We start from the raw sequence: 15,954 nt of genomic DNA, 5'->3' as shown, positions 1-15,954 counted from the left end.
GCGGTGGCCGTTCTCGCCGGGCGTCGGCGAGTACGGCCATCGGTGTCCCTCGAATGTCCGCCCCACAAATCTGGGATGGACATCTGACCTGCGACGACGGAAACTGATCACCATGGCCACAGCAGCCTTGACCGCCGAGCGTGTACGCCGCGACATCGACGTGCTGGCCCATGCCGGCCTCGGGGTGAGCGACTTCATCGGCGAGGCCATCGACTCGCTGACCCGTGCGGTACCGCACGCCGCGGCGTGCGCCGCCACCGTCGACCCGAACTCGCTGATCCTCACCAGCGTCCGCAAATACGGGTCTCTGCTCGGTCGCAACACCCATGACGACGAGTTCGGTCTGATGGAGTACGGCCGCACCGAGGACTCGTCCTTCCGCGAACTCGCGCTCGCCGGCGTCGACGCGGTCGGCGTGCACGAACTGACCGGCGGCGACAAACGGCGTTCGCCGCGAATGACCGAGTTCATGACCCCGCACTTCGACTTCCGGGACGAGGCGCGACTGATCCTGCGCGACGGGTCGCAGGTCTGGGGCGCGATCGCGTTCTTCCGGGAGTCCGGTGAGGAGCCGTTCGACAGTGTCGAGATCGACTATCTCGACACCTTGTCGCAGTCCATGGCACGCGGGGTACGGACCGGGCTGCTCACCACCATCGTGGCCGAACCCCAGTCGGCGCCGTCGGGTCCGTGCGTCCTGATCGTGGACAGCACCAACCAGATGATCCAGATGAGCGCGGGCGCCGAGGAACGGCTCGACGACCTGCTCGCCGGACGCAACAGCGGCGCAGCGAGTTCGGTGATCACCTCTCTCGTGGGCGCGGCCCGCCGGTACGGCCGCGGCGAGACCGACGTGCCGCCCCGGCTACGGGTGCGGGCGGCGTCCGGGATGTGGTTGGTGGTGCATGCATCGCCCCTGACCAACGCCGAGGGCCGGGTCGGCGAGGTGGTGGTGACGATCGAGGAGGCGCGACCACCGGACATCGTGCCGATGGTGGTCGCCGCGTTCGGACTGACCTCCCGCGAACGCGACGTCACCCAGATGGTGTTGCAGGGCGTGGCGACCAAGGACATCGCCGCGACGCTGCACGTGTCCGCCTATACGGTGCAGGATCATCTCAAGTCGATCTTCGACAAGGCCGGGGTCCGCAGCCGCCGGGAGCTCATCGCGCGAGTGTATTTCGACCAGTACGCACCGCGGATGAACGAGACGCTGCTGCCGTCGGGGTCGTTCGGGGCGGTCGGCGGCTAGGTGACATCACCGCCAGGGCGTCCGGGGTGTCCCGGCGTCATCGGCCCTACCTGACCATCCGCACGGCTAGATCGCCGTATGCGCGGCCCAACGCGACCGGATCACGGTGGGTCCGCGACGGGAACCACCGGCAGACGTCGACGCACAGCGAGGACAGCGCCAGGACCGCGTCGTCCGGAGCCGCCACCGTGAACTCCCCCGCCTCCACTCCGCGACGGACGATCGCGGCGAGCACCTCGGAGGTGTCGCGCCGGATGGCGGTGATCTCCCGGTAATGCTCACGGGTCAATCCGTGCATCTCGTACTGGACGACCTTCGCGAGCTCATGATGCTCGGCCTGCCACCGGGTGAACTCCTCGACCACGATTCGCAAACGCTCACCGTCGGAAAGGGTTTCGTCGTCGACGGCCCGCAGGGCGGAAAGCACCCCGCGATGACCCTCCACGGCGATCGCGAAGAGGAGTTCCTCTTTCGACCGGTAGTGCGGGTACATCGCCGCGGCACTCATGTTCAGGCGCTTGGCGATCTGGCGAGTCGACGTGCCGCCGTAGCCGACCTCCGCGAAGGAGGCGATCGCGGCGTGGCGGATGCGCTCCGCCGCCGCGGAGTCACCACTGCGCGTACTGGTCATCTCCCCTGCTCCCGGCTCATCGGATCACGGCCCCATTGACCTGATCGCACCATCCGGTGCATCATAAGCGAGCGCTTAGAAATGAGCGAGTGCTTATGTTGACGAAGGAGTCGTATGGCCGCCCCACTCTCCCGACGTGATCTCGAGTTCCTGCTCTATGAATGGCTCGACGTCGAGAAGCTGACGAGCCGTGAACGCTACCGCGAGCACTCGCGGGAGACCTTCGACGCCGTGCTCGAACTCAGCGAGGACATCGCCACCAAGTGCTTCGCGCCGGCCAACAAGACCGGCGACCAGAACGAGCCGTACGTGGGTGACGACGGCAAGGTCGTCCTGCCCGACGAGATCAGCAGCGGGATCAACGAGTTCCTCAAGGCAGGACTCGCGGCCGGCTCCTTCGACGAATCGCTGGGCGGCATGCAGCTGCCGACGGTCGTCAACCGCGCGTCCAGCGCCTGGTTCCAGGCGGCCAACGCGGCGATGTCGTCGTACACCTTCCTCACCGTCGGCAACGCGAACCTGCTCGCCGAGTACGGCACTCCCGAGCAGATCGACACGTGGGTGCGACCCATGGTCGAGGGCCGGTTCTTCGGCACGATGTGCCTGTCGGAGCCGCAGGCCGGATCGTCGCTGGCCGACATCACGACCAAGGCCGAGCCGGCCGACGACGGCAGCTACCGGATCACCGGCACCAAGATGTGGATCTCGGCGGGCGATCACGAACTCGGCGAGAACATCGTGCATCTCGTGCTCGCGAAGGCACCCGGCGGCGGCCCCGGCGTCAAGGGCATCTCCCTGTTCATCGTGCCCAAGTACCTCGCGGACGGTACCCGCAACGACGTCGCGCTGGTCGGCCTCAACCACAAGATGGGCAACCGCGCGACCACCAACACGCTGCTGAACTTCGGCGACGGAACCTTCGCACCGGCAGACGCTCCCGGCGCTGTCGGCTACCTGGTGGGCGAAGAACACCGCGGCCTCAGTTACATGTTCCACATGATGAACGAGGCCCGTATCGGCGTCGGATTCCTCGCCACCTCACTGGGATACGCCGGGTACCAGGCGTCGGTCGAATACGCCAAGGTGCGTACCCAGGGCCGCCCGGTCGATCAGAAGGATCCGACCAGCAAGCCGATCCCGATCATCGAGCACGCCGACGTCAAACGCATGCTGCTGGCACAGAAGTCCTACGTGGAGGGTGCACTCGCCCTCGGCCTGTACTGCAGCAAGCTGGTCGACGAGCAGACCACCAGCACCGGCGACGAGCACGAGCGGGCCGGTCTCCTGCTCGACGTCCTCACCCCGATCGCCAAGAGCTGGCCGTCGCAGTGGTGCCTGGAGGCCAACAGTCTCGCCATCCAGGTGCACGGCGGCTACGGCTACACCAAGGAGTTCGACGTCGAGCAGTACTACCGCGACAACCGACTCAACCCGATCCACGAGGGCACCCACGGTATCCACGGGCTCGATCTGCTCGGCCGCAAGGTCATCATGCGCGGCGGCGCAGGACTCGCCCTGCTCGCCGAGACGATCGGGGCGACCATCGACCGGGCGATAGGGGCGAGCGAAGCGACGGGAAATGTGACAGGGGCGAGCGAAGCGACGGGGAATGAGGCCACCGCGGAGTACGCGGCCGATCTCCGCCGGGCCGTCGACCTGCTCGTGACCACCACCGGCCAGGTGTGGTCCGCCGAGGATCCCGCGGTGTCGCTGGCCAACGCGACGGCCTACCTGGAGGCGACCGGTCACATCGTGCTGGCCTGGTTGTGGCTGGATCAGCTCCTCGCGGTCGGGGGCGCCCAAGGCGACTTCTACGACGGCAAACGTGCTGCGGCCCAGTACTTCTTCCGTTACGAGCTACCGAAGACGGGGCCGCAGCTGGCCCTGCTCGCCGCGTTGGACCGCACCACCCTCGACGCCGCTCCCGCCTGGTTCTGAGCACACCACCGCTGATCGAAGGAGTCACCCAGATGTCCCTGCCGGACATGTTCAACCTGACCGACAAGGTCGTCGTCGTCACCGGTGCGTCATCGGGACTCGGCGTGTCGTTCGCCACCGGCTTCGCCGAGGCCGGCGCGGACATCGTCCTCGCCGCCCGGCGCGCCGAGCGCCTCGCCGACACCGCCGCGAAGGTGGAGGCGCTGGGCCGCAGAGCGCTGTGCGTCCCCGCCGACGTCGCCGACCCGGACCAGTGCCAGGCCGTCGTGGACGCCGCGATGGAGACCTTCGGACGTGTCGACGTGCTGATCAACAACGCCGGGGTCGGCACCGCCGTCCCGGCCACCCGCGAGACCCCCGACCAGTTCCGTGCCGTGATCGACGTCAATCTCAACGGCTCCTATTGGATGGCGCAGGCCTGCGGGCGCGTCATGCAACCGGGCAGCGCCGTCATCAACATCTCCAGCGTCCTGGGCATCACCACCGCCGGACTGCCGCAGGCCGCGTATGCCTCCAGCAAGGCCGGTGTCATCGGCCTCACGCGCGACCTCGCGCAGCAATGGGCGTCCCGCAAGGGCATCCGCGTCAATGCGATCGCACCCGGGTTCTTCGAGAGCGAGATGACCGACACCTATCACGACGGCTACCTGGAGTCCCAGTTGCCACGGGTCCTGCTGGGCCGGATGGGTCGGGGCGAGGAACTCGCCGCGACCGCCGTGTGGCTGGCCTCGCCGGCTGCCGGTTATGTGACCGGCCAGACCATCGCGGTCGACGGCGGCGTCACCATCACCTAGATTCCGAAAGACACTGGGACACAATGCGTTATGTTGCTGTCGGGGACAGCTTCACCGAGGGCGTCGGCGACGAGCCGGATGGCGTTCACCCCCGTGGGTGGGCCGACCTCGTCGCGGAGGGACTGGCCGCCGAACACGGCAGCGTCGAGTACGCCAACCTCGCGATCCGCGGACGGCTGCTGGAACCGATCGCCACGGGTCAGATCGACGCCGCACTGGCTCTGGCTCCGCGGCCCACGCTGCTCACCTTCAACGGGGGCGGCAACGACATGCTGCGTCCCGGCGGAGATCTCGCACGATTGATCGGACTCACACGCACCGCGGTGCGGCGCTGCCGCGACGCGGGGATCGAGGTCGTCCTGCTCGCCGGTGCGGATCCGTCGTCGGGGCTGCCGTTCCGCGACACGATCCGGTCGCGCGGCGAGTACCTCACCACCGAGATCGCCGCCCTGGCCACCGAGCAGGATCTGACCTTCGTCGACATGTTCCACGACAGCGAGATCCGACGACCGGTCTACTGGTCCGCCGATCGTCTCCACCTCAATCCGATCGGCCACCAACGGGTCGCCGCACATGTGCTGCACGCCATCGGTGTCCACACCCTCGCGGTACCGGACCCACCGGCTGACCAGGTCAGCGGCTACCGCTGGACCGAGGATCTCCGGTTCACCCGCAGCCATCTGGCCCCGTGGGTGATCCGACGGCTCCGCGGTCGGTCGTCGGGGGACGACCGGGAGGCGAAGCATCCGACCTGGTCGAGAATCTCCGGCACGGCCGCCGGCCTCCCGGACCGCACCCCGGGAAAGTGAGAGCAGCCCGGGGAATACGCGCGACCGGCGGATAAGCTCGGCCGGGATGGAACCGACACCGCCGCTGCTGCTCCGCGAACCCGTCCACCAGGTCGACCCGCGTGCCGTCACCATGTGGCGGATGTCGCCACTGCTCGCGGGTATCCCGATCCTCGCCGCCGCCGTCATCGTCGCCGCGCTGGCCGACCCCGTGCGCTGGCCGGCGATCGCGGTCGCGATCGTCACCCTGGTGATCTCGACGTTCTTCGTGACCGTCGTGCCCGGGTGGCGCTACCGCTTTCACCGCTGGGAGATCAGCGACGACGCCGTCTACACCCAGTCCGGCTGGTTCGTGCGCAGCCGGGTGATCATCCCCATCGCGCGCATCCAGGTCGTCGACACGGCGGCCGGGCCGATCGAGCAGGCACTGAACCTCGCGACGCTGACCGTCACCACCGCATCGTCGGCGGGCACGGTACGCATCGTCGGACTCGATGCCGAGTTGGCCCGGCAGGCGGCCGCCGACCTCACCGCGCGCACACAGGCGTACACCGATGACGCAACCTGATCCGCCCGCCGCAGACAGCTCGTCGCCTGGCGGGCCCGTCGGGCCGCAGCGCATCGGCGACGACCGGCCGGACGAGTGGCATCGGCTGTCCCCATGGATGATCGCGGTCAAGCCCATCGAGCAACTCCCCCAACTCATCCCGCTCGTCATCGCGATCGTCTTCGCGGGCCGGGGCGCTCCCGACATCACGATCGTCCTCACGCTCATCGCGGTACCGCTGGTGACGATCGTCCCGTGGCTGGTCACGCGGTACCAGGTGACCGACGAGCACGTGCGGGTCCGGTCCGGCCTCGTCACCCGCAAGGTGGCGACTGCACGGCGCGACCGGATCCGCAGTGTCGACCTGACCGCGTCTCTCCCCCATCGGGTGCTGGGACTGCAGAAGGTCAAGATCGGCACCGGCGGAGACAAGGAATCGTCGGTGGTAGAGCTCAACGCCATCCCGGCCGGCGAGGCGCACGCCCTGCACGAAGAACTCATGGCGACCGTCGCCCGCGCCACCACGTCCACCGGCACCACCACGTCCCGCGGGACCGCACGCGATGCGCCTCCCACACCCCCGGAGGAACTCTCGCGTCTCCGGCTCTCCTGGCTGCGGTTCGCGCCCTTCTCGCTCACCGGATTCGCCACCGCCGCAGCGCTCGCCGGACTGACCGCCCAGGTCGCGAACGAGGCCGGGCTCTTCGAACGTGGCGCCACCGCCGCCGAGCGTGCCGTCGACAGCATCCGCGAAGTCCCACTTCCGCTGGTCATCGGAGTCGCGGTGGTCGCCGTGATCGCGATCGGCACCGTCCTGTCCGTCGCCGGTTATCTGCTCGGGTACTGGAACTTCGTGCTGGTCCGCAATCACGACGACGGTACGCTGCGCATCAGCCGCGGACTGATCACGACGAACGCGACCAGCCTGGATTCGGACCGCATCCGCGGCGTGCATTTCCACGAGCCGGTCCTCATGCGTCCGGTCGGTGGTGCCCGGCTACACGCCATCGCCACCGGCTCGACCAAGCAACCGCTCCTGCTCCCGCCGGCGCCCGTCGACGAGGCGATCCGAGTGGGCCGGCTCGTCACCGACGACGGCGACGAACTGACCACCGGCCTACGCCGCCACGGCCGGCCTGCCCTGATCCGCCGGATCACCCGTGGATTCTGGGCGGGCGTGATCGTCGTGCCGGTGGTGATCGTCCTGGTCATCGGACCACTGACATGGCCGTGGCTCATCGTCGCGGCCGCGCTGGCGGTGGCCTCGAGCGCGCTCGGTGTGGTCCGCTACCAGAACCTCGGCTTCGGGGTCACCGAACGTTCGGTGGTGATCGCCCCACCCCGCATCGCCCGTCACCGCTACGTCATCGACCGTGGCGGGGTCGTCGGATGGGCATCGAGCGCGTCGTTCTTCCAGCGTCGGCGTGGCGTCGAGACCGTGGTGCTGGCGACCGCCGCCGGAGCGGAGGCCTACGCTGCCGTCGACCTCTCGCCGACCGACGCGACCGGACTGATGACCGCGGTGTCGCCAGATCTGTTGGCGCCCTTCGTCGTAACCGATCGGCGGGCGCCACACGCCTGACGGTCGCGGCCTGCCGGACGGTGTCACGAACTGGCGATGATCACCTTCAGGGCATGCTCGTCGGCGGCGTTGCCGAACGTCTCGTACGCCTCGTCGAACTGGTCGAACGTGAACCGGTGCGTGATGAACTTCTCCGGTGCGATGTCCCCGCGCTGGATGCCCTCGAGTAGTTCCGGCGCGGTGGTCGCGTTGACCAGCCCGGTGGTGATGGTCAGATTGTTGATCCAGTCCCGCTCGATCGGGAACGACACGCTCTCGCCGTGCACGCCGACGTTGGCCATGTGCCCGCCCGGCCGGACCGAGTCGAGCGCGACGCCGAAGGTGACCGGCACACCGACCGCCTCGATGGCCACGTCGACGCCCAGACCTCCGCGGCTGAGTTCCTTGAGCTCCGCGACCACGTCACCGCCGGCATTCACGTCGATGGTGTCGGTGGCGCCGAACTCGCGGGATTGTTCGAGACGGAACTTGTTGCCGTCGACGGCGATGACCTTCGCCGCGCCCGCGGCGGACGCGGTCATCACCGCGGCGAGTCCCACGGGCCCGACCCCGACGACGGCGACGACGTCGTCGCGCCGGACCGCGCCGTAGAGCACTCCGATCTCGTAACCGGTCGGCAGGATGTCGCTGAGCATCGTGCCCTGCTCGGGGCTCACCCCGTCCGGCAGCGGGATCAGGCCGTTGTCGGCGAACGGCACGCGGACGTACTCGGCCTGGGTGCCGTCGATCAGGTGGCCGAAGATCCAACCGATCCCGCCCACGGTCTGACAGTGCGACGTCATGCCCGCGACGCAGTACTCACAGGTCCCGCATTTGCTGATGCACGAGACGATCACGCGGTCGCCGACCTTGACCTTCGTACACGCCGATCCCACCTCGGTGACCACGCCGACGCCCTCGTGTCCGAGGATTCGCCCGGGCGTCACCGCGGGGACGTCGCCCTTGAGGATGTGGAGATCCGTCCCGCAGATGGTGGTCGTCTCCATCTGCACGATCGCATCGGTGGAGTCCTGCAGCACGGGGTCCGGCACCGTGTCCCACGATTTCCGACCCGGTCCGTGGTAGACGAGCGCCTTCATTCTGACCCCTCTCGATGTGTGGACGCCTGAGGCTAACGCCGTGGCGGGGCTCCGGATGTCTCATGTTGAGACCGCCGCCGACCGATCCCGGGGACGCCACGACGGCCACAGTGAGACGATTGACCAAGTTTTCTGAGACCTTTCCCCGAATCAGTCCCATCGGCGTCTCGAGGGTGGTAAACCCGAATCAGTCAGTGCTGACTGGTTCGCCTGGCTTGGTCATCAGAAGGGACGGGGACAATGGACGACGATCAGGATGACTTCTCCAGGCGGTCAGTGCTGAAGGGTGCGGCCGCGGCAGCCGTGCTCGCCGGCACCGCCGTGGCCTTGCCGGGCGTGAGAGTTCCATCGGCACAAGCGGTTCCGCGCACCGGTGGCGCGCGGGGGCGGGACGTCGCGATCTTCGGTGGCGGGATGTCCGGCCTCGCGGCCGCGCACGAACTGATCGAACGCGGATTCCGCGTGACCGTCTACGAGCCTGCCTATCTCGGCGGCAAGGCGCGAAGCCACGACGTGCCCGGGACCGCGCGCGGAGGTCGTCTGCCACTGCCCGGCGAGCACGGGTTCCGGTTCTTCCCCGGGTGCTACCAACACGTCACGGAGTCGATGGAGCGCATCCCACTCGCTCGTGGCGGGAACGTCAAGGATCGGCACCTGATCAACGTCGAGACCGCGGTCATCGCATTCGACGAGTCCGGGTACGCACCCACCACCGCGCCCGCGTCGATCATGGGATTCGTCGATCACGCACCGGCGATCCTCGAACTGGACAATCTGCGCAACGCCTTGACGACCGGACTGAAGTTCGTCGTCGACGTGCCGCCACACGAACTCGCCTACTTCGTCACACGCGAGCTCATCATCGCGACCAGCTGCGAGGAACGCCGACTCGGACAGTGGGAGAAGCAGTCCTGGATGCAGTTCGTCAAGGCGAAGGGCAAATCGTCGGGCTACCAACGCTATCTGGCCGGCGCACTGACCCGCGCGCTCGTCGCCGCCAAGTCGCACACCGCATCGGCGCGCACCATCGGGCAGATCGGCCTCGCACTCGCCACCTCGGCCACCGGGCTGATCGGACAGTACGACGCCGGTCTCGTCCACGGTGGCGTCGACCGAATCCTCAACGCCCCCACCAATCATGCCTGGATCGACCCGTGGGTGGCATATCTGCGCACCCGCGGGGTCACCTTCGTGATGGGGGAAGGCGTCGCCGACTTCCAGGTGTCCCGCGGCCGGGTCACCGGGGCGCGGCTCCGGTCCGGCGGCAACGTGGCGGCCGACTGGTACGTCGCGGCGATGCCACTCGATCGTCTCCGCCCGCTGCTCACCCCCTCAGTGGTGGCGGCCGATCCCTCGCTCGCACGCATCCGCCGCCTCGAGGACGACTGGATGGTGGGCATCCAGTACTTCCTGTCCCGCCGATCGGACACCCCGCCGAGCCACATCGCCGCACTGGGCACCCCGTGGGCGCTCACGGGGCTGTTCCAGGCCCGGCCGTGGAACATCGATTTCGCCAAGACCTACGGCGACGGTCGTGTGCGGGACTGCCTGTCGATCGACATCTCGGACTGGGAGAAACCCGGGATCATCTACGGCAAGCCCGCCAAGCAGTGCACGAAACAGCAGATCGCCCGGGAGGTGTGGGCCCAGATGAGCCGGGCGATGAACTCCGGGGGCAAGCAGATCCTGCGCAGCGAGGAGATCGTCACCTGGTCGCTGGACCCGGGTGTCACCTGGTCACCGACGATCGCCAACGCCACGCCACTGATGGTCAACACCGCGGGGTCGTATCAGAACCGACCCACCGCGCCCACTGCGATCGCGAACCTCTTCATCGGGGGCGACCACGTACGCACCAACATCGACCTCGCAACCATGGAGGGCGCCAACGAATCCGGGCGTCGGGTCGCCAACGCGATCCTGGCAGCCGCGGACAGTCCCGCCCGGCCCGCGCCCGTGCACCCGCTGTGGGAGTTGCCTGTGCTCGACCCGATCAAGGCGGAGGACCGGCGGCGGTACCAGGCAGGACTCCCGCATTTCCTGGACGTCTGACCACCAGGATCGACCGCTAGGATCGCCGTGTGGATCGATCTGCGCACGACGACGTACCCAGGAGCGCGGGAACGACGACACAACTTCGCGGTGACCGTACCCGCATCCGGATTCTCGACGCGGCCATCCGGGTCCTCGTCGACCGCGGGTACGCCCGGGCGAGCACCCTGGCGATTCAAGCCGAGGCGGGGGTCAGCCGCGGTCGGCTCCTGCATCACTACCCGTCGCGCGACAGCCTACTCATGGCCGCCGTCGACCATCTGGCTCGCACGCGCATCGAGGAGATGCCGTTCCAGGTCGACTGGCCCGCCGAGCCCGCGGAGCGGATCGGGCCCGCGATCGACCTCGGCTGGAGCACGTTCCATCAGCCCTACTTCGTCGCATCGATGGAGCTGTGGACGGCCGCCCGCACCAACGAGCAGTTGCGCAGCGCCCTCCTGCCGACCGAACACCGACTCGGGCCCGTCGTCCGGCAGGCGGTCGCGGGATTCCTCGGCCCCGAACTGACCGCGCGCCCACGCTATCCCGAGCTCTACCCGATCCTGCTGTCCAGCATGCGCGGCGTCGCGGCGACCTATCTGATCGACCGCCGAGACCCGACCACCGACCCGCATCTGGATCTGTGGAAGGCCATGACGGCCACCTATCTGCTCTGAGCGCTCAGGGCCGGGACACGCGGCGGGGCCGTGACCGCAGCGAACACCAGGCCTGGGACCCCACGTCCTTCTTGGCAACCATTTTCGATTGGCACTCCTACCCTGTAGGTTAATGACAATTGTTGCCAATAAGGAGATGGTGAAGTGAAGGTGCGTTCCTCGATCCGGTCCCTGAAGAACCAACCTGGATCGCAGGTGGTCAAGCGCAAGGGCAGAATCTACGTCATCAACAAACAGAATCCCCGGTTCAAGGCGCGTCAGGGCTGAGCAGGGCTTCTCGTCGAGGGACGGACCTTGTGACGCTCCAGGACACGAACTTCAGGCCTGATCGGCGGCCTCGACCGCAACGACAAGCCGGTCGACGAACTCCGCCTGCGCAGGATTGAGTTTCACGCGCGCGACGTCGGGGTGTACCCACTCGGCACGGTCGATCTCGGGAAAGCTCTGCAGACGACCGGATTTCGGTGGCCACACCATCTCGAACATGTTGCTGGCCACGGTGGTTGTGTCGAGATCACCCTCGATCGCGAACCCGGTGACGACTTTGCCGCTCGCGAGCGTGACGTCGCCGAGCTCGACGATCGGCCCGGCGGGCGGCGGCGTGCCGATCTCCTCGGCGAACTCGCGGCGCGCGGTCGCCTCGGCGTCCTCCCCGGGCTCGAGCAGACCCTTGGGGATCGACCACGCACCGTCGTCCTTGCGCGCCCAGAGGGGACCACCCGGATGCGCGATGAGGACCTCGATGCCCTGCTCGCGACGTCGGAACAACAAGAGTCCCGCACTCCGCCTGGTGGTCCGTTGCGCCATCCGACCATTGTGCACGGCGATTCCTGACACTCGGCGGGCAATATATTTTCGCGGAAACACAGGCGTCACACATACGCGCCACGCCCGCAATGTCCGACTCGTAGACACTGCATATGGCGGTTCTCGACACGATCAGACACGGCAAGACCACACCTCATCCGGTGGATGAGATACCGCCGTTGGCGAAGCTCCTCCCGCTCGGCATCCAGCACGTCCTCGCGATGTACGCCGGCGCGGTCGCCGTACCGCTGATCGTCGGCGGTGCGATGGTCAGCGTCGGGCAACTCGAGCAGGGCGACATCGTCCACCTGATCATGGCCGACCTGTTCGTCGCGGGTATCGCGACGATCCTGCAGGCGGTCGGCTTCTGGCGGTTCGGGGTGCGGTTGCCGCTCATGCAGGGCGTCACGTTCGCCGCCGTCGGCCCGATGATCACCATCGGCACGGCCCACGGGATCACCGCCATCTACGGCTCGGTGATCGCGTGTGGCGTCTTCATGATCGCGGCGGCACCCATCATCGGGAAGTTGATCCGCTTCTTCCCACCGTTGGTCACCGGCACCATCATCCTCATCATCGGTGTCTCGCTGATGCGCGTCGCCGCGGGTTGGTTCGGTGGCGGCACCGCCGCGGGTGCCGACTTCGGTGACCCCAAGAACATCGCTTTCGGCTTCCTCACCCTGGCGATCATCGTCGTCATCGAACGATTCGCGCCCGACACGATCCGTCGGGTCTCCATCCTGATCGGTCTCGTCGTCGGCACGCTCATCTCGATCCCGTTCGGCATGGCCAACTGGGACGCCGTCGGTGAGAACCCGTGGGTGGGTATCCCTCAGCCGTTCCAGTTCGGTTTCCCCACGTTCGAGATCAGTTCGATCATCGCGCTGATCATCGTGGCCCTGGTGATCATGACCGAGACCACCGGCGACATCGTCGCCGTCGGTGAGATCGTCGACCAGAAGATCACGCCGCAGAAGCTCGCCGACGGCATGCGCGCCGACGGTCTCGGCACCGTGCTGGGCGGTGTTTTCAACACGTTCCCGTACACCGCGTTCGCCCAGAACGTCGGACTGGTCGCCATCACCGGTGTCCGCACCCGCCACGTCGCCACCTGCGCCGGCATCATCCTCGTCGTCCTCGGACTGCTGCCGAAGATGGCCGCGATCGTCGAGGGCATCCCGCTGCCCGTACTCGGCGGTGCGGGCGTCGCACTGTTCGGCATGGTCGCCGCGAGTGGCGTCCGCACGCTCACCAAGGTCAAGTTCAACAACACCAACATCCTGGTGGTCGCCATCTCGGTGGGCGTCGCGATGCTCACCGAGGCCAAGCTGTACTACACCGATCGCAGCCTCGGTGACTCGCCGGTCAACGTCTCGCTGGACCTGTATCACCAGTTCCCCGACTGGTTCCAGACGATCTTCCACTCAGGCATCTCGGCGGGCGCCTTGACCGCGATCCTGCTGAACATCCTGCTGAACCCGCGCAGCACCTCACCGGACCCCGTCGACTATCACAACACCGGTGAGATCGAGGTCGCCGATCCGACCATCGCCGGGCTGTCCGCCTCGGATGCGGTGCGCGGCGCCGCGTTCGATCCCCGCGACGCCCTCGCCGCCGCCGACCCGGACACGCCGCCCGAGACCCTGCGGTACCTCGCCGAACACGACGAGGGCCTACATCCGTTCATCGTGACCAACCCCTCCGCGCCGAAGGATCTGTGCGACTGGATCCGCGGACTCGGCGACCCCAAGGTGACCCGACTCTTCGAGACGTGGGACGGCTACACCGACGGCGGCTTCTCGCGGCGCGGATCATGACGATCGTTTCTGCCGCAGCACACGTGGAGTCGGCGATGTCGGCTTATCGTTGACGACATGTCCGACAGCCCACGCCCCGATCACGACCATGAGCCGGCCGACGCCCTGATCGACGACGACCCCGACATGCCGCACGAGTACGAGCACGACTCGGCATTCGCCTTCGGCGACGCCACGCCGATCGGTGAGACCGACCGGATCGCCCGCGAGAGGGCCATCTACGAGGCCGCGCGGCACGGCAACGACCTGAACCGGGGCCATGCCCTGGGCGGCTCCGACGGGACCACCGAGGGCCAGTAGACGTGGAGGTCCTCGGCAGCCGGATCCTGCTGCGCACGCGGGATCCGCAACGACTGCAGCAGTTCTATCGACATCGGCTGAAGCTGGCCGTCGCCCGCGAGTACCCCGGAGGCGTGGTGTTCCATGCGGGCAACGGACTCATCGAGGTCCCCGGACACATGAGCGAGGACGTCGGCGACGGCGATGGGGCCGACGCCGCACTGTGGCTGCAGGTCCGCGACATCGACGTCACCGAACGTGACCTGCGGGCGGCGGACGTCCCGATCGTGCGGGAGGCGCGCACCGAGCCGTGGGGACTGATCGAGATGCACATCGCCGATCCCGATCAGCGCACGATCATCGTCGTCGAGATACCGGACGACCACCCGCTGCGCCGGGACACCCGGTGATCCACGCCTCCGGTGCCGTCCGATACCCACGTTTCGGCATGACAAACTGGAGCGCATGAGTATCTGGAGTGCACCGACCGTCACCACACCGGTGGTGGCGACCGTGGACCTGCCGGGCTCCAAGTCGATCACCAACCGTGCCTTCATCCTGGCGGCGCTGGCGGACGGACCGTCGACGGTGCGGGGCGCATTGCGCAGTCGCGACACCAATCTGATGCTGAACGGCCTCAGTGCGCTCGGTATCGGCGTCCGCGTCGATACCGCCGACGAGACCACGATCACCGTCGACCCGCGACCGGTACGGGCCGCCGACGTCTACTGCGGCCTCGCCGGCACGGTGATGCGTTTCCTCCCTCCGGTCGCGGCGTTCGCCGACGGTGTCGTCGGGTTCGACGGTGACGAGCAGGCCCGGACCCGGCCCCTCGCGACGATTCTGGACGCGCTACGCGGACTGGGTGTCGAGGTCAGCGGCGACAGCCTGCCGTTCACGGTGACCGGACGCGGGTCCGCTCGTGGCGGCGAGGTCACCGTCGACGCGTCCGCATCATCACAGTTCGTCTCGGGTCTGCTGCTCTCCGCCGCACGGTTCGACGACGGCGTCACCGTCCGCCATGTGGGCCCGCCTGTCCCGTCGACGCCACACATCGACATGACGCTGGACATGCTGGGCACCGCGGGCGTGGTCGTCGATCGGCCCGAGTCCGACGTCTGGCGGGTGGCGCCGGGCCCGATCGGCGCCGTCGACTGGGAGATCGAGCCCGACCTCTCCAACGCTGCCGCGTTCCTGGCGGCCGGGGCCGTCACGCGCGGCGCCATCACGGTGCCCCGGTGGCCGGCGACAACCACTCAGCCCGGCGCACAGATCGTGGACATCCTCTCGGAGATGGGCTGCACCGTCGAACGCGCGGACGGCGCACTGACCGTCACCGGTCCGGACAAACTCACCGGACTCGCCATCGACCTGCGCGACATCGGGGAGCTGACGCCGACGGTTGCGGCCCTGTGTGCGCTCGCCGATGGCGAGTCGGTGCTGTCGGGCATCGCGCACCTGCGTGGCCATGAAACCGACCGGCTCGCGGCGTTGTCGACCGAGATCAATCGCCTGGGCGGCGATTGCACCGAGACCGCCGACGGCCTGCGGATCACGCCGACCCGTATGCACGGGGCGGTGTGGGAGTCCTACGCCGATCACCGCATGGCGACGGCCGGCGCCCTCATCGGGCTCGCGGTCCAGGGTGTGACCGTCGACGACATCGAGACCACCGCGAAGACGCTGCCGGACTTCCCGGGCATGTGGCAGAACATGATCGGGCACGTGTGAC

Annotated in this window: 16 protein-coding genes; 13 read left to right on the top strand and 3 right to left on the bottom strand. The window is 67.9% G+C overall.

Translation table 11 applies throughout. The features are described 5' to 3' along the window. The first annotated feature begins 112 nt into the window (after window positions 1–112). Window positions 113–1,252, top strand: coding sequence for a helix-turn-helix transcriptional regulator (locus D7316_RS25255; RefSeq protein WP_124710701.1), 1,140 nt, complete (start codon window positions 113–115; stop codon window positions 1,250–1,252). Between the two features lie 46 nt (window positions 1,253–1,298). On the opposite strand, the gene D7316_RS25250 is transcribed toward D7316_RS25255, so the two are convergent. Next, window positions 1,299–1,883, bottom strand: coding sequence for a TetR/AcrR family transcriptional regulator (locus D7316_RS25250; RefSeq protein ID WP_124710700.1), 585 nt, complete (start codon window positions 1,881–1,883; stop codon window positions 1,299–1,301). Window positions 1,884–1,997: 114 nt separating this feature from the next. Between D7316_RS25250 and D7316_RS25245 the strand changes: the two genes are divergently transcribed. Genes D7316_RS25245 through D7316_RS25225 form a run of 5 tightly spaced genes read left to right on the top strand, consistent with a single transcriptional unit; the run spans window position 1,998 to window position 7,532 of the window. Then, window positions 1,998–3,821 (top strand): acyl-CoA dehydrogenase, encoded by a 1,824-nt coding sequence (locus D7316_RS25245; protein WP_124710699.1) that lies wholly within the window; start codon window positions 1,998–2,000, stop codon window positions 3,819–3,821. A gap of 32 nt (window positions 3,822–3,853) precedes the next feature. Beyond that, window positions 3,854–4,615, top strand: a complete 762-nt coding sequence (locus D7316_RS25240; protein ID WP_124710698.1) for an SDR family NAD(P)-dependent oxidoreductase — start codon at window positions 3,854–3,856, stop codon at window positions 4,613–4,615. 23 nt (window positions 4,616–4,638) lie between these two features. Continuing rightward, on the top strand, window positions 4,639–5,424 hold the full coding sequence (locus D7316_RS25235; protein ID WP_124710697.1) for an SGNH/GDSL hydrolase family protein: 786 nt from the start codon (window positions 4,639–4,641) through the stop codon (window positions 5,422–5,424). A 46-nt stretch (window positions 5,425–5,470) separates the two neighbouring features. Further along, complete coding sequence (locus D7316_RS25230) at window positions 5,471–5,971, top strand: PH domain-containing protein (RefSeq protein WP_124710696.1); 501 nt, start codon at window positions 5,471–5,473, stop codon at window positions 5,969–5,971. Continuing rightward, window positions 5,958–7,532 carry a PH domain-containing protein gene (locus tag D7316_RS25225; RefSeq protein ID WP_124710695.1) on the top strand — a complete coding sequence of 525 codons (1,575 nt, stop codon included), beginning with the start codon at window positions 5,958–5,960 and terminating at the stop codon, window positions 7,530–7,532. The genes D7316_RS25230 and D7316_RS25225 overlap by 14 nt, the downstream gene beginning before the upstream one ends. A 23-nt stretch (window positions 7,533–7,555) precedes the next feature. On the opposite strand, the gene D7316_RS25220 is transcribed toward D7316_RS25225, so the two are convergent. Continuing rightward, on the bottom strand, window positions 7,556–8,611 hold the full coding sequence (locus D7316_RS25220; RefSeq protein WP_124710694.1) for a zinc-binding dehydrogenase: 1,056 nt from the start codon (window positions 8,609–8,611) through the stop codon (window positions 7,556–7,558). 240 nt (window positions 8,612–8,851) lie between these two features. Here D7316_RS25220 and D7316_RS25215 point away from each other — a divergent pair, with 240 nt between their 5' ends. The 3 genes from D7316_RS25215 to ykgO all read left to right on the top strand — a co-directional run bounded on the left by D7316_RS25215 (window position 8,852) and on the right by ykgO (window position 11,586). After that, window positions 8,852–10,663: a hydroxysqualene dehydroxylase gene (locus D7316_RS25215; protein WP_124710693.1), complete on the top strand. Its 1,812-nt coding sequence runs from the start codon at window positions 8,852–8,854 to the stop codon at window positions 10,661–10,663. Window positions 10,664–10,692: 29 nt separating this feature from the next. Continuing rightward, window positions 10,693–11,319, top strand: a complete 627-nt coding sequence (locus tag D7316_RS25210) for a TetR/AcrR family transcriptional regulator (protein WP_124710692.1) — start codon at window positions 10,693–10,695, stop codon at window positions 11,317–11,319. A 144-nt stretch (window positions 11,320–11,463) separates the two neighbouring features. Next, the gene (ykgO, locus tag D7316_RS25205; RefSeq protein ID WP_124710691.1) at window positions 11,464–11,586 is read left to right on the top strand and encodes a type B 50S ribosomal protein L36; all 123 of its coding nucleotides are present in this window, start codon (window positions 11,464–11,466) and stop codon (window positions 11,584–11,586) included. A gap of 51 nt (window positions 11,587–11,637) precedes the next feature. On the opposite strand, the gene D7316_RS25200 is transcribed toward ykgO, so the two are convergent. Further along, a complete protein-coding gene (locus tag D7316_RS25200) occupies window positions 11,638–12,126 on the bottom strand; it encodes an NUDIX domain-containing protein (protein WP_124710690.1) in 489 nt (162 codons plus the stop codon). A gap of 113 nt (window positions 12,127–12,239) precedes the next feature. On the opposite strand from D7316_RS25200, the gene D7316_RS25195 reads away from it, so the two are divergent. Genes D7316_RS25195 through aroA form a run of 4 tightly spaced genes read left to right on the top strand, consistent with a single transcriptional unit; the run spans window position 12,240 to window position 15,953 of the window. Next, a complete protein-coding gene (locus tag D7316_RS25195; protein ID WP_124710689.1) occupies window positions 12,240–13,943 on the top strand; it encodes a nucleobase:cation symporter-2 family protein in 1,704 nt (567 codons plus the stop codon). Window positions 13,944–14,000: 57 nt separating this feature from the next. Further along, window positions 14,001–14,243: a hypothetical protein gene (locus tag D7316_RS25190; RefSeq protein ID WP_124710688.1), complete on the top strand. Its 243-nt coding sequence runs from the start codon at window positions 14,001–14,003 to the stop codon at window positions 14,241–14,243. 2 nt (window positions 14,244–14,245) lie between these two features. Beyond that, window positions 14,246–14,632 carry a VOC family protein gene (locus D7316_RS25185; protein WP_124710687.1) on the top strand — a complete coding sequence of 129 codons (387 nt, stop codon included), beginning with the start codon at window positions 14,246–14,248 and terminating at the stop codon, window positions 14,630–14,632. A gap of 55 nt (window positions 14,633–14,687) precedes the next feature. Then, window positions 14,688–15,953, top strand: coding sequence for a 3-phosphoshikimate 1-carboxyvinyltransferase (gene aroA, locus D7316_RS25180; RefSeq protein ID WP_124710686.1), 1,266 nt, complete (start codon window positions 14,688–14,690; stop codon window positions 15,951–15,953). Window position 15,954 lies beyond the last annotated feature (1 nt).

This window comes from Gordonia insulae (assembly GCF_003855095.1).
Taxonomy (GTDB): domain Bacteria; phylum Actinomycetota; class Actinomycetes; order Mycobacteriales; family Mycobacteriaceae; genus Gordonia; species Gordonia insulae.
Note: the sequence above shows the minus strand (reverse complement) of the source record. Positions and strands in the feature narration are given on the sequence as shown.